The organism is Tenacibaculum sp. Bg11-29, assembly GCF_002836595.1.
Taxonomy (GTDB): domain Bacteria; phylum Bacteroidota; class Bacteroidia; order Flavobacteriales; family Flavobacteriaceae; genus Polaribacter.
This window is the reverse complement of the sequence record NZ_PJBB01000003.1, coordinates 534,393-550,230: the sequence shown is the minus strand read 5'-3', so window position 1 is coordinate 550,230 and position 15,838 is coordinate 534,393. Positions and strand designations below refer to the sequence as shown.

The window sequence follows — 15,838 nt, the reverse complement described above, 5'->3', positions numbered from 1 at the left end:
AACAATATTTATATATTTGTGTATCTAAAAAAAATAAAGTGTTTAGTCAGTCAGAAGAAAATTACATAAAAGCTATTTATCATTTAGATGCTGTTTCTGAAAAAGGAATCAGTACAAACGCTATTGCAAAAAAAATAGTAACAAAGGCATCATCTGTTACAGATATGATTAAAAAACTGTCTGATAAAAAAGTAGTAATTTATAAAAAATACCAAGGAGTTACTTTAACAGAGTTTGGTAGAAAAACAGCAGCTAACATTATTCGTAAACATCGTTTATGGGAAGTTTTTTTAGTAGAGAACTTAAATTTTTCTTGGGATGAAGTTCATGAAGTTGCTGAGCAATTAGAACATATTAAATCTCCAAAACTAATAGATGAGTTAGATGCTTTTTTAGGGTACCCTAAAAGAGATCCACATGGAGATCCTATTCCTGATAAGGATGGGAATTTACAACAAATAGAAAAAAGTTTATTATCTACCTTAAGTAAAGGTGAACAAGGTGTTTGTGTTGGTGTAGATGATAGTTCTTCAGAATTTTTGCGCTTTTTAGATAAGCAAGGTGTTAAATTGGGACAAAATATTGAAGTGATAGATATAGAATCTTTTGATGGATCTTTTCAAGTAAATATTAATGAGAAAGAGATTACAATATCTAACAAAGTAGCAAATAATATATACATACAAAAAAATTAAAATGAAAAAACTAATAGTACTATTTGTAATTTTATTAGTAACAAGCTGTGGTAAAAAAGCAAAAAAGTTAAACGGAAAATTAAATGTAGTTACCACAACTACTATGATTACCGATTTGGTAAAGAATATTGGAGGAGATAAATTAGAGGTAAAAGGTTTAATGGGGGCTGGTGTTGATCCGCATTTATATAAAGCAAGCGAAGGTGATGTTTCAAAATTATTTAATGCAGACGTAGTTATATACAATGGATTACATTTAGAAGGTAAGCTTGAAAATGTATTCGAAAAAATGGAGTATCAAAATAAAAAAACAATTGTAGCCTCTAATGCAATTGATAAAAATTATTTAATAAGCTCAGAATTATTTGCTTCAAATTACGATCCTCATATTTGGTTTGATCTTAATAATTGGACAAAAATAACATCGTATGTTGCTGGTGAACTAGCAAAAATTGATGCTAAAAATGCTGATTTTTACAAAAACAATGCTAAAACATACTTAGATAAGTTAAGTGTATTGAATACACAAGTTGGAGATAAAATAAATGAATTATCAGTAGAAAAAAGAATTTTGGTAACAGCACATGATGCATTTAATTACTTCGGAAGACAACATAAATTTAACGTAGTTGGTTTACAGGGATTATCTACAGCAACTGAAGCGGGTGTTCAAGATGTTCAAAAATTAGCGAAGTTTATTATTGAAAATGAAGTGAAAGCAATTTTTGTAGAAAGTTCAGTTCCAAAACGAACTATTGAAGCTTTACAGGAAGCAGTAAAGTCGAAAGGACAAGAAGTTGTAATTGGCGGAACATTATATTCTGATGCATTAGGAAGTGCAGGAACCGAAGAAGGAACTTATATAGGAATGTATAAAGCAAATGTTAGTACAATTGTTAACGCATTAAAATAATATGGAAACAAAATACGCAGTAACAATTGATGATTTAACGGTAGCATATAATTACAAACCGGTACTTTGGGATATTGATTTAGCAATTCCAGAAGGAGTTTTAATGGCTATTGTTGGTCCTAATGGAGCAGGGAAATCTACCTTAATAAAATCTATTTTAGGAATCATAAAGCCAATTGCGGGAAGCATTTCGATATATGGAAAACCATATGATAAGCAACGGAAGTTAGTAGCTTATGTTCCTCAGAAAGGAAGTGTAGATTGGGATTTCCCTACTACAGCTTTAGATGTAGTTATGATGGGAACTTACGGAAGTTTGGGTTGGATAAAACGACCAGGAAGCTCGCAGAGAAAAACAGCATTAGAAGCACTTGAAAAAGTTGGAATGTTAGCATTTAAGAGTAGGCAAATTTCTCAACTTTCAGGCGGGCAACAACAACGAGTATTTTTGGCAAGAGCCTTGGCACAAAATGCATCTATCTATTTTATGGATGAACCTTTTCAAGGAGTTGATGCTACTACAGAAATAACAATTATTAATATTTTAAAAGAATTACGCAAAGCAGGTAAAACGGTAATTGTTGTACATCATGATTTACAAACGGTTCCTGAATACTTCGATTGGGTAACTTTTTTAAATGTGAAAAAGATAGCAACAGGACCTGTTAAAGAAATTTTTAACGATGATAATTTAACGAAAACTTACGGAATTAATTATAAAGTAAGCGTACAGCAATAATGGATTTACAAGAATACTTTAAACTCGTTTTTTCAGATTATACACTTCGAACGATTACAATCGGAACCGCTATTTTGGGTGCTATTTGTGGTATGTTAGGTAGTTTTGCTGTATTAAGGAAACAAAGTTTATTAGGTGATGCAATTTCACACGCATCGCTACCGGGAATTGCAATCGCATTTTTAATTACAGGAACAAAAGATACCAATGTTTTATTGTTAGGAGCATTGATAAGTGGACTAATCGGAGCTTTTTGGATACGAGGAATTGTAAAAAACACACATTTAAAAACAGATACAGCTTTAGGGCTTATTCTTTCTGTTTTCTTCGGATTCGGAATGTTACTTTTAACGTTTATTCAGAAAATGCCAAATGCAAATCAATCAGGATTAGATAAGTTTTTATTTGGTCAAGCAGCTACATTATTAATTAAAGATGTATGGTTTATGGCTATAGTAACAGCTATTTGTTTAGCCGTATTGTTACTTTTTTGGAAAGAATTTAAACTTTTGTTATTTGATGCAGATTATGCAAAAACGTTAGGGTTTAATATAAAATTTATAGATGCTTTAATTACAAGTTTTATTGTGCTAGCAATTGTATTGGGTTTACAAACAGTGGGCGTTGTTTTAATGAGTGCAATGTTATTGGCACCAGCGGCTGCGGCAAGACAATGGACAAATAGTTTGAGTACTATGGTAGTTTTGGCTGCGGTATTCGGATCACTTTCTGGTGTTATTGGTACGGGTATTAGTGCAAGTCAATCTAATTTATCTACAGGGCCCGTAATTGTTTTAGTAGCAGCTGTGTTTGTGTTGTTCTCATTTATTTTTTCACCTTCAAGAGGATTACTTTTTCGTCAAATACGTTTTTTAAAAAATCGAAGAGACTTACAACTACACAAAACATTGTCTTTTATGTTCGATCTTGTTAAGACACACCAAGATAAATCACATCCGCATGCGGTAAAAATATTGAATAATTTTCAAGGATATACAAGAGGTACCTTAAAAAAATTAGAAGAGAAAGAGTATATAAAAGTACAAGGTAGAATGTGGTCGATGACAGAAGAAGGATATCTGTTTGCAGGTAATTTATACAATCAACATATAGAAAATGAGTAGTGCTCAAATAGAAATACAATTAATAGCGAGTTTGGTAGCTATAGCTTGTGCAATACCAGGAGTGTTTTTGGTGTTGCGAAAAATGGCGTTAATTAGTGATGCAATTAGTCATTCGATTTTACCAGGTTTGGTAATAGGTTTTTTTATTACGCATGATTTAAATTCACCATTATTAATTTTAATGGGAGCATTATCCGGAATTTTAACCGTTATATTAGTTGAGTATATTCAAAAAACCAAATTAGTAAAAGAAGATACCGCAATTGGTTTAGTATTTCCTGCGTTGTTTAGTATAGGAGTGCTTTTAATAGCTAAAAACGCAAATGATGTTCATTTAGATGTTGATGCTGTTTTGTTAGGTGAGTTAGCATTTGCTCCGTTTGATAGACTGTTGATTAATGGAATAGATATTGGACCAAAATCATTATGGATTATCGGAACAATTTTACTTATTACTTTAAGTCTCTTAGTTGCTTTCTTTAAAGAGTTAAAAGTAAGTACATTCGATGCTGGTTTAGCAACTGCATTAGGCTTTTCTCCAGTAGTAATTCATTACGGATTAATGAGTGTTGCATCAATAACAACAGTAGGAGCGTTTGATGCTGTTGGAGCAATTTTAGTAGTTGCGTTAATGATAGCACCTGCTGCTACGGCTTATTTATTAACTAATGATTTAAATAAAATGCTAATTTTTTCAGTTGCTTTTGGTGTGTTTTCAGCTATTTCAGGCTATTGGGTAGCACATTGGTTAGATGCTTCTATTTCAGGTTCAATGATTTCAGTGCTTGGATTTGTATTCTTTTTAGTGTATTTGTTCGCACCTAATAGAGGTTTATTTTCTGTTCTTTATCGTAATAAGCAACAACAAAAAGAAGTACAATTGCTTACTTTTTTATTACACTTAAATAATCATCAAGAAGAAAACGAAAGACACATTAATCATTTAAACGAACATATTAACTGGCATAAAGTTAAAGCAAAATCTATTGTAGAATTAGCAGAGAAAAATAATATGATTATTGTTGAAAATGAAATCATATCGCTCACTCAAAAAGGAAAAACTTTTACAGAAAAGGCAATAGATTACATTATTACAAATGACGATTCGGAGATAGAATCAATGAAAAAAGACTTCTTTTTGTTTAGAGGTTAGAGTTCTTTGTTAAGTTTAGAGGTGGTTGAAAGATTTATTGATATTAAAATCACTCACCCAAGAATATGTAGTTTTTATACCAGATTTCACTTAATTAATCATGGTATGTAGGGCTTTAAAATTCATTCCTCCATTACTGTCGATTTGTTTGATATCAAAAGCCTTAGCAATAGGCCTGTATCTTCTCCATTTATCCGTTATTACTTTTGCCTCACGACTGACATAGTTAATAAATATATGTTATAAGGGTCTAGCAGAAAAGTCTTTAATTCTTCTAACTTTGCCATCACCTGTTAACTCAATAGCCATTATCGCTTTCTTAGTATTATCGCTTCTTCCAATCTTATCTTTCTCTCGTCCTGCTAAAACAAATTCATCAACATGAACAATCTCATCCATAGGATTATTACCACTATTTTCCATTGCTTCTCGAACTTTGTGCATAAATAATCTGGCTGTTTTTTCAGTAACACCAAAACGAAGACCAGCATAACTCGCTGATAAGCTTTCTGTATTAGTACTCATCTCAAAAAAAAACTTTACGAACTCCAAGCTTAACCTTCTGAAAAAGGGTATTGGCTGTTGCCGACTCTTGATGAGAGCAAATATTAAAAGTCCTAGAGAAATCTTTCCTAATCTGTGATTTTTTATAAACACATTTCAGACATTCAAAACTTTTATCTCATTTTATTTCTACCAAATATTTTTTACAGTCTAGATCCGTTTTGAAACGATCAGTGAACTCTAGAAGGTTTTGTCCTTTAAAAATACCCATAATATACCCGTATTTATTATGCTTTAAGATATGAATTTAAATACTGACCTCTAAAATTAAATTATATTCAACACTTCTTCATTTAAACTAGCTAAGGTAGTTTGGTGAATAATTTATGCAGGAAATACTTTTTTATTAATTTCAATTCTATCAAAAGTAGCTGTGGCATCTGCAAAAATAATAGTATCGAGGCCTAAACTTCCAGCCATTCTTGTAGTGGTAGATATACAATGATTGGTGGTAAGACCAACAATAACTAATTTGTGAATATTATTTAATTGCTGTTCTAAGTCGGTACCAATAAAACTACTATTTACTTCTTTTATAAGTAGAGGCTCGTTATTTGTAGGCTTCGTAAAACCTTCTTGTAGGTCGATTAATAGTAGCGCTGTATTTTGGTTTCTTAGTTTCATTATAATTTTTAATTACCGTTAATAATTTCAATAACAGATTGGCGTTCTTTATTTAAAGTAAGTTTAGTTATATCGGGTCTAGAATAATGACCAGAGGGATCAAAATTATGACGTTCTTCTAATATTTTCTGAAAATCTATCGTAGTAATAATTAAATCTTCTTTCCCTGTAACAGGCGGAATAATCCATTCACCATCAGGTCCTGCAATACAAGAACCCCCATTGGCTAATACTTGTGGAGCATTTTTAATAATTTCTTCATAATTAGGAGTGTCTTTAGGGAAATCATCAATAGTCATATAGCCACTTACAGAAACAACAAACGATCTTGCCTCTTTAGCTATAAATTTAGTAATATCTATAGTATTTCTTTCAGCTCCAGGCCAAACAGCAATGTGTAGGTTTTCACCTTGAGCATATAAAGCAGTTCTAGGTAAAGGCATCCAGTTTTCCCAACAATTTAATCCGCCAACAGTAAATTGTTTTAATGAATGTACTTCTAATCCGTTACCATCACCAGGAGACCAACTTAATCGTTCTTCATAAGTAGGTTGTAATTTTCTGTGAACAGATTTTATTTCACCATTTAGATCAATGTATACTAAAGAACAATACAAACTATGTCCACCACGGTTTTTAGCTCTTTCTATAATGCCTATGTAAATGGCAATTTTATGTTCTTTAGCTAGTGCACATATTTCATCTAATTCTCCAGCTTCAATTTGAATGGCATTTTTAATATAATGTGCGTGAATTTCTTTTTGTACTTGAGATTCAAATTCGGCTGCATTAGTTATAGATAACCAAAACGGATAACCAGGTAAAAAACTTTCACCAAAAATGACTAATTCACATCCTTCTTTGGCTGCTTTTATAATATAAGATTTTGTTTTTTCAATAGTAAGTGCTTTGTTTAACCAAACTGGTGAAATTTGAGCCATTCCTATTTTTAAAGTGTTTTCCATCTTAATTATGTTTTAGTATTTAAGTCTTTAACGAAGATATATAAAATCAATGAACAGAATTTGTTAATTCATAAAAGAGGAGTTTAATATCTCAGGTTGATAATTATTGTGAAATAATACAACAAAAGTAAGAATGTCTATGTACAAGTACGGTATGTGTACTTCAATACCCTTTGTTTTACGAGTAATATAGTATTGTTTTGTATTTGTATTTAAAAACAATATTTTATGAGAAAATTATTTATTAAGTCATTATTATTATTTCTTAGTGTAAGTGCCTTAGGACAAAGTAAAACAAAGTCGTTTGATTTTAAAAAAGGAGAAGTATTAGATGTTCTATTAATTTCTACATTTCCTAATGTTGGAACATTATTTGAGAAATATAAAAAAACAGCTTTTCCTGTAGCTTTTAAATATACATATCAACCACAACCTGGATTTGCAATAAAAAAACTGGTATTAGGAAATCATTTACCAGTTAGTTTGGTTATTGGAAAATGGAAAAGTAAAAAAAAGAGAGAAGGTTTTTTAGATAATATAGTGAGTGAAGTACCCGATTTTCATGAACAAAGAAAAGCTCTTTTTAGTTATTTTGAACTTACATATTATGAAATGCCCAAAGATATTAGTTTCTCTGTAAATAGTGATCGTTACAATGTGGCGAGTGCATTATGGGGAAAGGACAAAACAAGCCTTACAAAGTTTTATAACCAATGGGAAAATAAAATAAAAAAGCACGGAGGGAAATTAATTATTAAACTTACCAATGGAAAATCACCAATGGGGTATTATTATAATGCAGATGTTTTTTGTATCATTGAATGGAACAGTAAAGAAGCCTTTGATGTTTTTATTAAAAAACACCCTTTATCAAGTTATAAAGCTTTAAAGAATGTACATCAATTTGTAATAAAGTAACTTGTTTCCGTAAAATATAATACATGCAAGAAATTCTAAATCAATTAGTTTATTTTGGTTTTTTACAAAGCCTTTTTTTAATATCAATATATATGTTTTCTCTAAAAAAAAGAGCAAGTGTTAATGGGTTTATGATTGCTTTTGTATGTGTTATTACAATAGGTTTACTAGGTAAAACTTTATATAATGCGAATATTTGGGGTAAGAATTTTAGATTGATAGCATTATCTGAATTTTCAGCGTTACTTTTTGGACCTACAATATATCTTTTTATACGTTCAGTATTAAATAGAACAAAGTTCTCAAAATCAGATTTGATACATTATATTCCGGGAGTATCTTATTCTGTATTTATTCTAGTGTATTTTATGATTCCAGAAGATTCAGTTATTATCGATAGAGTTAAAACGGGAGAATTACAGAGAGTAATTTATGCTTGTCATGCAGTAGGTTTAGTTGTGAATATACTATACTGGTGGTTAGGTTACAAGGTTTATAAAGATTTTTGTGATATGATAAAGAATGAGGTTTCTTACGTGCCACATACCCGTTTTTTAGTCACTTTCTTGTACGTAACAGGTTTTTGTTTGCTAATATGGGTAATCCTTTTTCTAACAAGTTTTTTTGGTTTCTCTATGTTAGAAAGAAATGCACGTCCTTATATCTGGATTATTTTAAGTTTTATAATTCTATTTATAAACTATTATGTGATTGTTTCTCCAAAGGTTTTAAGTTTTATTCCAGAGATGTCTTTAAAGAAATACACGCAATCTAAGCTAAGTTTAGATGATTTAGAAAGGTTAAAACAAGAACTAGATAAATTGATGTTAGATAAAAAGCCATATTTAAATAATAAATTATTAAAAACAGAATTAGCGCAAATGTTAGGAGTTAATAATCCAGAATTAGCTAGACTACTTAATGAAAACATAGGAATGAACTTTTTTGAATATGTGAATTACTATCGCATTAAAGAGTTTGTAAATTTAGCAAGTACAAAAAAAGCAAAACAACTTACTTTTTTTGGCTTAGCTCAAGAAGCAGGTTTTAATTCTAAAACAACATTTAATAAATCATTTAAAAAATTAATGGGAGTTTCTCCTACGACTTATTTTAATCAAAATACATAAAATGAAAACACTATATATAACCATTGTTTTACTATTTTCTTATATAATAGTATATCCTCAACTAAAAATACCAAGTCTTAGTTCTTCTTCGGAAGTAAAACAAAAGGTAGGGCTTACAGAAATTACAATTGAATATTCAAGACCAAGTAGAAGAGGACGTATTATTTTTGGAGAATCAGGCTTGTTACCAAATAAAGAAGTATGGAGAACAGGAGCTAATTCAGCAACAAAAATCATTTTTTCAAAAGCTGTATTTATTAAAGGCAATGTGCTGGGAAAAGGGATATATACTATTTTGAGTTTTCCAAATGATAAAATATGGAAAATGAAATGGTATAGATATACCGATTCAGATTGGAATTTTTATAAAGATAAAAAACCTGTTTTTGAAATTGAACTTCCGGTAATAAAAATGAACTCTAAAGTAGAAACATTTGAAATACATTTTCAAGATGTAACTTTAAATAGTACTGATATTGTTTTAGAATGGGAACAAACCAAAATTAAAGTACCTGTAAGAGTAAAAGAAAATGAGGAGATCTTGAAATCGATAGATAGAGTTTTATATGGACCAAGTAGTTTTGATTTCTATCAAGCGGCATTGTATCTTCATGAAACGAAAACAAATTTGAATAAGGCACTAATGTATATTCAAAAAGTAACTAAATCTAAAGAAGCATTGTTTTTTCAAGTAACAAGAGAAGCAATGATTCTTAAAGATTTAGGAAAAAACAAAGAAGCTGTAAAGGTAGCTAAAAGAGCATTGTTGTTGTCTGAAAAAGCAAAAAACAATGATTTTGTTCGGTTGAATGAGAATGTCATTAGTGCGTTAGAAAAGTAATTTTAATATTTAGGAATATCAGATAGTTAATGGTTTTCTGTATTTATCTATGTAAGGTTAAGTTTTTACCTTAATTTTAAATAAATCACCTTTAGTTTTTTGTTTAAAAGAATTACTTTGCATAAAATATCTAAGTGGGAAATCAATCTAAATTTCAAGTATATAATGCATCTGCAGGTAGTGGGAAAACTTTCACACTTGTAAAAGAGTATTTAAAAGTATTATTGAATTCTGATGATATTTTTACTTTCCAGAAGATATTAGCAATTACTTTTACGAATAAGGCTGCTGGAGAAATGAAAGAGCGTGTGTTAGAGAACTTGCAAGGGTTTTCTGAAGGAAAAGAAAATGATTTATTTCAAATTATTAGTAATGAAATTCAAGTAGATAAAGCTACTATTAAGCACAGAAGTAAGCAAATCATAGATGCTGTTTTGCAAAATTACTCAGCTTTTTCTATTACAACTATTGATAGTTTTACGCATAAAATTATTAAAAGTTTTGCGTATGACTTGGGATTGTCGCTTAATTTTGAAGTAGAAATGGATGCAGTTTCTCTCTTAAATGAAGCTGTTGATGTATTAATTTCTAAAATTGGTACAGATAAAGATCTAACAAAATTATTAATAGACTTTTCTTTAGATAAAGCTGATGATGATAAATCATGGGATATTTCTCGTGAGTTAAATGAATTTTCTAGAATTTTATTAAATGAAGATGATACAAAACATTTTAGAGGACTAGCTGATAAAAGATTAGTCGAGTTTACTGATTTAAAAAGTAAGTTATCTAAACATCAAAAAGAAATTAAAATCCGATTTATAGAAATTGGTAATGATGGTTTACAGATTATAGAGGTAGCGCAGATTGGTCATAAAGATTTTTATAGATCTATGTTTCCAAATCATTTTTTAGCATTAGCTAACAACCCTGAAAAAGCAAAGTTTTTTGAAGATTCGAAACTACGTGAGCGTGTTGAAGAGAATAATTTTTATGCAAAATCAAAATCGGACGCTATAAAAAACGCTATTGAAGCTGTTTTACCTGATTTATTGAACTTATATAGAGAATCTGAAAGGCTGTATCAGCAATTCTTAATGAATAAGTTGGCATTAAAAAGTATTATTCCTTTAGCTGTTTTAAATCACATAAATTTAGAATTAACACGTATAAAAGAAGATAATAACATTCGGTTAAACGCTGAATTCAATCAATTAATTTCTGATAATATAAAAGATCAGCCAGCGCCGTTTATTTATGAACGAATAGGGCAACGATTTATGCATTACTTTATTGATGAAATGCAAGACACATCAGTATTACAATGGAAAAACATAATTCCGTTAATAGATAATGCACTAGCGCAAGAAAATAGTAATTTATTGTTAGTAGGAGATGGAAAGCAAGCTATTTATCGTTGGCGTGGTGGAAAAGCAGAACAGTTTATTTCATTAGGATCAGCTGTAGATAACCCGTTTCATGTTCCGAAAGAAATAAAAACATTAGAAACCAACTACAGAAGTTATACGGAGGTTATAGATTTTAATAATCAGTTTTTTCAACACATTTCCAATTTTCTTCAAAATGAAAATTATAGACAATTGTTTATAGAAGGGAACAAGCAGTTAAAAACAGTTAAAGAGGGTGGATTTGTTTCGCTGTCTTTTTTAGATAAGGAAGATGAAAAAGAAAATGAGGCTTTAAAATACCCGAAAAAAATTTTAGAAACGATTAGGAGTTTAGAAAAAGATTTTTCTTTAAACGAAATATGCATTTTGGTGCGTAAGAAAAAAGACGGAATTTCGGTTGCCAATTATTTATCTGAAAACGGAATAAATATTATTTCATCAGAAACATTATTATTACAAAATAGCGCTAAGGTTAATTTTATTGTTGATGTTTTACAAGTTATTCAACATAGTAATGATAAAGAAACTTTATTAGAGGTACTGTATTTTTTGCATGAGCATTTGAAGTTAAAAACTGATAAGCATTTATTTATATCGGAAATTATTCATCAGCCTAACGAGATTGTTTTTAAAGAATTAATAAAATATAAATTATTTTTTGACTTGTCTACTTTTCATCAATTACCATTTTATGAGAAAGCAGAAGAAATTATTAGAAGCTTTAAATTAATTGACTCTTCTGACGCTTATGTGCAGTTTTTTTTAGATGTTGTTTTAGAACAACAACGAAAAGGAACAAGTATTCAAGAATTTTTAGATTTTTGGGAAGTTAAAAAAGCAAATTTAAGTATTGTAGCCCCCGAAAGTGGTAATGCAGTTCAAGTAATGACAATTCATAAGTCTAAAGGGTTAGAATTTCCTGTGGTTATTTTTCCGTATGATTTAGAGATTTATCGACAAGTAAATCCAAAAATTTGGCTAAATCAGCTGCCTGAGAGTTTCGAAGGTTTTAAAGAACTATTGGTTCCGTTTAATAAAGATTTGAAATCGATAAGTAATCGAAGTTCAGAAATATATGATCATCAGCGTGAAGAATTGGAATTAGATAATTTTAACCTTCTATATGTGGCATTAACGCGTTCGGTTGAACAATTACATGTTATTACTGAATATAAAATTTCGGCAAAGGGAGAGGAGAATACTAATTTTTATTCAGGAATTTTTATCAACTATTTAAAGGAAAAAGGCCTTTGGAGTAATGATGAATTGGAATATTCTTTTGGTAATCGATCTAGAGTTAGTAAACAAAAAATAAATACTTCTATCGCAGAGACCCAGGAAGAGTTTATAACAACACCTTGGCAAGAACATAATATTCATATGTTAGCAAGTGCATCTAAACTTTGGAACAATGAACAAGGTAAGGCTATTGAGTTTGGAAATTTGATTCATGAAATGATGGCTAAAATCATTACAAAGAATGATGTAGAAACAATAGTAAATAAATATGAACAAGAAGGAGTTATTAATAAAGAGCAAGCAAAGACTATTTATATAGATATTAATAAAATAGTAAATCATATAGAATTACAAAATTATTATTCAAAAAATGTAACGATATATAATGAACGTGAAATTGTAGATGTTGATAATCAGATTATGATTCCTGATAGGTTAGTTTTTGATAATGAAGAGGTTACTATTATTGACTATAAGACAGGGAAACCATCAAATAGTTATCACCAGCAATTATTGCGATATGAAAGAGTTTTAAAATCGATGAATTTTAAAGTTGTTAAAAAACTACTTATATATATTAATGAAGAAATTTTGGTTGAAGAAGTTTAACAACTAACTTTGACTTTTTAAATATAAATGTTAGACCAAGCGTAGTCGAGGTATAAAAGATAATAATATGTACGGAAAAATAAAAGAACAATTACAAAAAGAAATTCAGGAAATAAAAGATGCTGGATTGTATAAATCTGAAAGAATTATTACATCATCACAAGATGCAGCAATAAAAATATCAACAGGTGAAGAGGTAATTAACTTTTGTGCTAATAATTATTTAGGATTGTCAAACCATCCAGAAGTAATTCAAGCAGCAAAAGATGTTATGGATACACATGGTTTCGGAATGTCGTCTGTACGTTTTATTTGCGGTACGCAAGATATTCACAAACAATTAGAAGAAAAGATAGCTGAGTTTTATACAACTGAAGATACTATTTTGTACGCAGCAGCTTTTGATGCAAATGGTGGTGTTTTCGAACCATTATTAACAAAAGAAGATGCAATTATTTCTGATAGTTTAAATCACGCCTCTATCATTGACGGGGTTCGTTTGTGTAAAGCAGCTCGTTATCGTTATAATAATAATGACATGAGTTCTTTAGAAGAACAATTAATAGAAGCGAGTAAACAAGGTCATCGTTTTAAAATTATTGTTACTGATGGGGTTTTCTCTATGGATGGTATTGTAGCAAAACTAGATGAAATTTGTGATTTAGCAGATAAATACGATGCTTTAGTAATGGTTGATGAATGTCATGCAGCCGGATTCATTGGTAAAACAGGTCGTGGTACTGTTGAGTTAAAAAACGTAATGGATCGTGTTGATATTGTAACAGGTACTTTAGGAAAAGCACTTGGAGGTGCAATGGGAGGCTATACAACGGGGAAAAAAGAAATTATTGAAATTTTACGTCAACGTTCTCGCCCGTATTTATTTTCAAACTCATTAGCACCAGCAATTGTAGGGGCATCGTTAAAAGTATTTGACTTATTATCAAATGATACCTCATTACGAGATAAATTAGAATGGAATACGAATTACTTCCGTACAGAGATGGAAAAAGCTGGTTTTGACTTGGTAGGTGCAGACGCAGCTATTGTTCCAGTTATGTTATATGATGCAAAACTATCTCAAAACATGGCTAATAAGTTATTAGAAGAGGGAATCTATGTAATAGGTTTTTTCTTTCCAGTGGTGCCAAAAGATAAAGCAAGAATTCGTGTGCAACTGTCAGCAGCACATGAAAAAGAACATTTAGATAAAGCGATTGCAGCCTTTACAAAAGTAGGTAAAGAGTTAAATGTGATTTAAATATATTAATCGAAAACTTGCATTTATTGTAAGTTTTTGTAGATTTGCTTTTGTAAATAAGTTTTTACAACTTACATTTGCGGTATATATAAACGAACTTTTTAATTTAAAATTTTTATAATGAAACAAATCAAAATAGCTGTGATAGCTTTGTTTACGTTCGCTACTTTAGGGACAGTAAACGCACAGGATTCAGATAACCCATGGGCGGTTGGATTTGGAGTTAACGCTGTTGACGTTAGAATTCCTTCTGAATTTGGAGATTATGCAAAGGATTATATCGGTACTAGTGACTGGAATGTTTTACCTTCTATTTCAAGAATAACTGTAGATAGATATTTAAACGATGGTTTTTCTTTACAATTAGCTGGTTCTTTAAATAAAATTGAAACTTTTAGAACAGAAAATGATAGCGATGAGCTTTACTGGGCAATTGATGCTAACGTAAAGTACGACTTAAATAACTTATTCGGAGAAACTTCATGGTTTGATCCTTATGTATATTTAGGGGGTGGTTACACTTCTTTAGCTGATCAAGGTGAAGGAATGTTAAACGCAGGTTTTGGATTCAACACTTGGTTTAATGATAACTTAGGATTAAACTTCCAATCAGGAGGGAAAAAAGAATTTGGTGATAAAGTACAAGATCACTTTCAGCACTCAATTGGTTTAGTATTTCAATTTGGAGGTACTGATACTGATGGTGATGGTATTTTTGATAAAGATGATGCTTGTCCAGAAGTTGCTGGTTTAAAAGAATTCAACGGTTGTCCTGATACTGATAATGATGGTATTAAAGATGCTGATGATGCTTGTCCTGAGGTTGCTGGTTTAGCTGCTTTAAACGGATGTCCTGATACTGATGGAGATGCTATTGCTGATAAAGATGATGCTTGTCCTACTGTAAAAGGAACAAAAGCTAACAACGGATGTCCTGATACTGATGGAGACGGTGTAGTTGATAGTAAAGATAAGTGTCCTGCTGTTGCTGGTCCTTCTGAAAATGGAGGTTGCCCTTGGCCAGATACTGATGGAGATAGTGTTTTAGATAAAGACGATAAATGTCCTAAAGTTGCAGGTGTTGCTTCTAACAACGGATGTCCAGAAGTAGTAATTACTAAAGCTGCTGAGAAAAAATTAAATGACTTCGCAAGAGCTATTTATTTTAACTCAGGAAGAACAACTTTTAAAGCTGGTGTTACTGATAACTTAAACAGAATTGCTGCTATTATGAAAGAATATCCTAAAGCTAACTTTAGTGTTCAAGGACATACAGATAGCCAAGGTAGAGCTGCTAACAATAAAAAATTATCTGAAAGAAGAGCTAAGGCTGTTTTAGATTATTTAGCTACTAAAGCTAGTGTTGCAGGATCAAGATTAACTTCTGCTGGATTTGGTGAAGACTATCCAATTGCAAATAACAAAACTAGAGCGGGTAGAGCTCAAAACAGACGTGTTGAGATTAAATTAGTAAAATAATTTATTCAAACATAATATTTAAAGCCTCGCATTTGCGAGGCTTTTTTTTGTGCAATATTTTTAATAAAAATAGTATGAAAGACTTTTTAAATTCCGTTAAAAAAATTACCTTTGCGCCTTTCAAAAGGAGCTAACGCTCACATAGCAAATTAAATAACTTTAATTACATATAGTA

Annotated in this window: 13 protein-coding genes and 1 pseudogene; 11 read left to right on the top strand and 3 right to left on the bottom strand. The window is 30.5% G+C overall.

Annotated features, from left to right (window positions below):
• The first annotated feature begins 38 nt into the window (after nucleotides 1-38).
• Genes CXF68_RS02615 through CXF68_RS02595 form a run of 5 tightly spaced genes read left to right on the top strand, consistent with a single transcriptional unit; the run spans nucleotide 39 to nucleotide 4,624 of the window.
• Nucleotides 39-695, top strand: a complete 657-nt coding sequence (locus CXF68_RS02615; RefSeq protein WP_101042797.1) for a metal-dependent transcriptional regulator — start codon at nucleotides 39-41, stop codon at nucleotides 693-695.
• 1 nt (nucleotide 696) lies between these two features.
• Nucleotides 697-1,608, top strand: coding sequence for a metal ABC transporter solute-binding protein, Zn/Mn family (locus CXF68_RS02610; protein ID WP_101042796.1), 912 nt, complete (start codon nucleotides 697-699; stop codon nucleotides 1,606-1,608).
• 1 nt (nucleotide 1,609) lies between these two features.
• On the top strand, nucleotides 1,610-2,347 hold the full coding sequence (locus CXF68_RS02605; protein ID WP_101042795.1) for a metal ABC transporter ATP-binding protein: 738 nt from the start codon (nucleotides 1,610-1,612) through the stop codon (nucleotides 2,345-2,347).
• The gene (locus tag CXF68_RS02600; RefSeq protein WP_101042794.1) at nucleotides 2,347-3,471 is read left to right on the top strand and encodes a metal ABC transporter permease; all 1,125 of its coding nucleotides are present in this window, start codon (nucleotides 2,347-2,349) and stop codon (nucleotides 3,469-3,471) included. The genes CXF68_RS02605 and CXF68_RS02600 overlap by 1 nt, the downstream gene beginning before the upstream one ends.
• Complete coding sequence (locus CXF68_RS02595) at nucleotides 3,464-4,624, top strand: metal ABC transporter permease (RefSeq protein ID WP_101042793.1); 1,161 nt, start codon at nucleotides 3,464-3,466, stop codon at nucleotides 4,622-4,624. The genes CXF68_RS02600 and CXF68_RS02595 overlap by 8 nt, the downstream gene beginning before the upstream one ends.
• 24 nt (nucleotides 4,625-4,648) lie before the next feature.
• Here CXF68_RS02595 and CXF68_RS20945 read toward each other — a convergent pair.
• From CXF68_RS20945 to CXF68_RS02580, 3 genes and pseudogenes are all read right to left on the bottom strand, one after another.
• Nucleotides 4,649-5,399 (bottom strand): annotated as a pseudogene (locus CXF68_RS20945) (IS1595 family transposase); the annotation flags it as partial.
• 113 nt (nucleotides 5,400-5,512) lie between these two features.
• Complete coding sequence (locus CXF68_RS02585; RefSeq protein ID WP_101042791.1) at nucleotides 5,513-5,812, bottom strand: isochorismatase family protein; 300 nt, start codon at nucleotides 5,810-5,812, stop codon at nucleotides 5,513-5,515.
• Between the two features lie 8 nt (nucleotides 5,813-5,820).
• Nucleotides 5,821-6,777: a carbon-nitrogen hydrolase family protein gene (locus CXF68_RS02580; RefSeq protein WP_101042790.1), complete on the bottom strand. Its 957-nt coding sequence runs from the start codon at nucleotides 6,775-6,777 to the stop codon at nucleotides 5,821-5,823.
• Nucleotides 6,778-7,005: 228 nt separating this feature from the next.
• On the opposite strand from CXF68_RS02580, the gene CXF68_RS02575 reads away from it, so the two are divergent.
• From CXF68_RS02575 to CXF68_RS02550, 6 genes are all read left to right on the top strand, one after another.
• On the top strand, nucleotides 7,006-7,695 hold the full coding sequence (locus CXF68_RS02575) for a hypothetical protein (RefSeq protein ID WP_101042789.1): 690 nt from the start codon (nucleotides 7,006-7,008) through the stop codon (nucleotides 7,693-7,695).
• 23 nt (nucleotides 7,696-7,718) lie between these two features.
• Nucleotides 7,719-8,825: a helix-turn-helix domain-containing protein gene (locus tag CXF68_RS02570; RefSeq protein ID WP_101042788.1), complete on the top strand. Its 1,107-nt coding sequence runs from the start codon at nucleotides 7,719-7,721 to the stop codon at nucleotides 8,823-8,825.
• 1 nt (nucleotide 8,826) lies between these two features.
• Nucleotides 8,827-9,666 carry a DUF2911 domain-containing protein gene (locus CXF68_RS02565; protein WP_101042787.1) on the top strand — a complete coding sequence of 280 codons (840 nt, stop codon included), beginning with the start codon at nucleotides 8,827-8,829 and terminating at the stop codon, nucleotides 9,664-9,666.
• A 134-nt stretch (nucleotides 9,667-9,800) separates the two neighbouring features.
• On the top strand, nucleotides 9,801-12,923 hold the full coding sequence (locus CXF68_RS02560) for an exodeoxyribonuclease V subunit beta (RefSeq protein ID WP_101042786.1): 3,123 nt from the start codon (nucleotides 9,801-9,803) through the stop codon (nucleotides 12,921-12,923).
• 67 nt (nucleotides 12,924-12,990) lie between these two features.
• On the top strand, nucleotides 12,991-14,184 hold the full coding sequence (gene kbl / locus CXF68_RS02555; protein ID WP_101042785.1) for a glycine C-acetyltransferase: 1,194 nt from the start codon (nucleotides 12,991-12,993) through the stop codon (nucleotides 14,182-14,184).
• Nucleotides 14,185-14,304: 120 nt separating this feature from the next.
• On the top strand, nucleotides 14,305-15,663 hold the full coding sequence (locus CXF68_RS02550) for an OmpA family protein (protein WP_101042784.1): 1,359 nt from the start codon (nucleotides 14,305-14,307) through the stop codon (nucleotides 15,661-15,663).
• The last annotated feature ends 175 nt before the right edge of the window (nucleotides 15,664-15,838 follow it).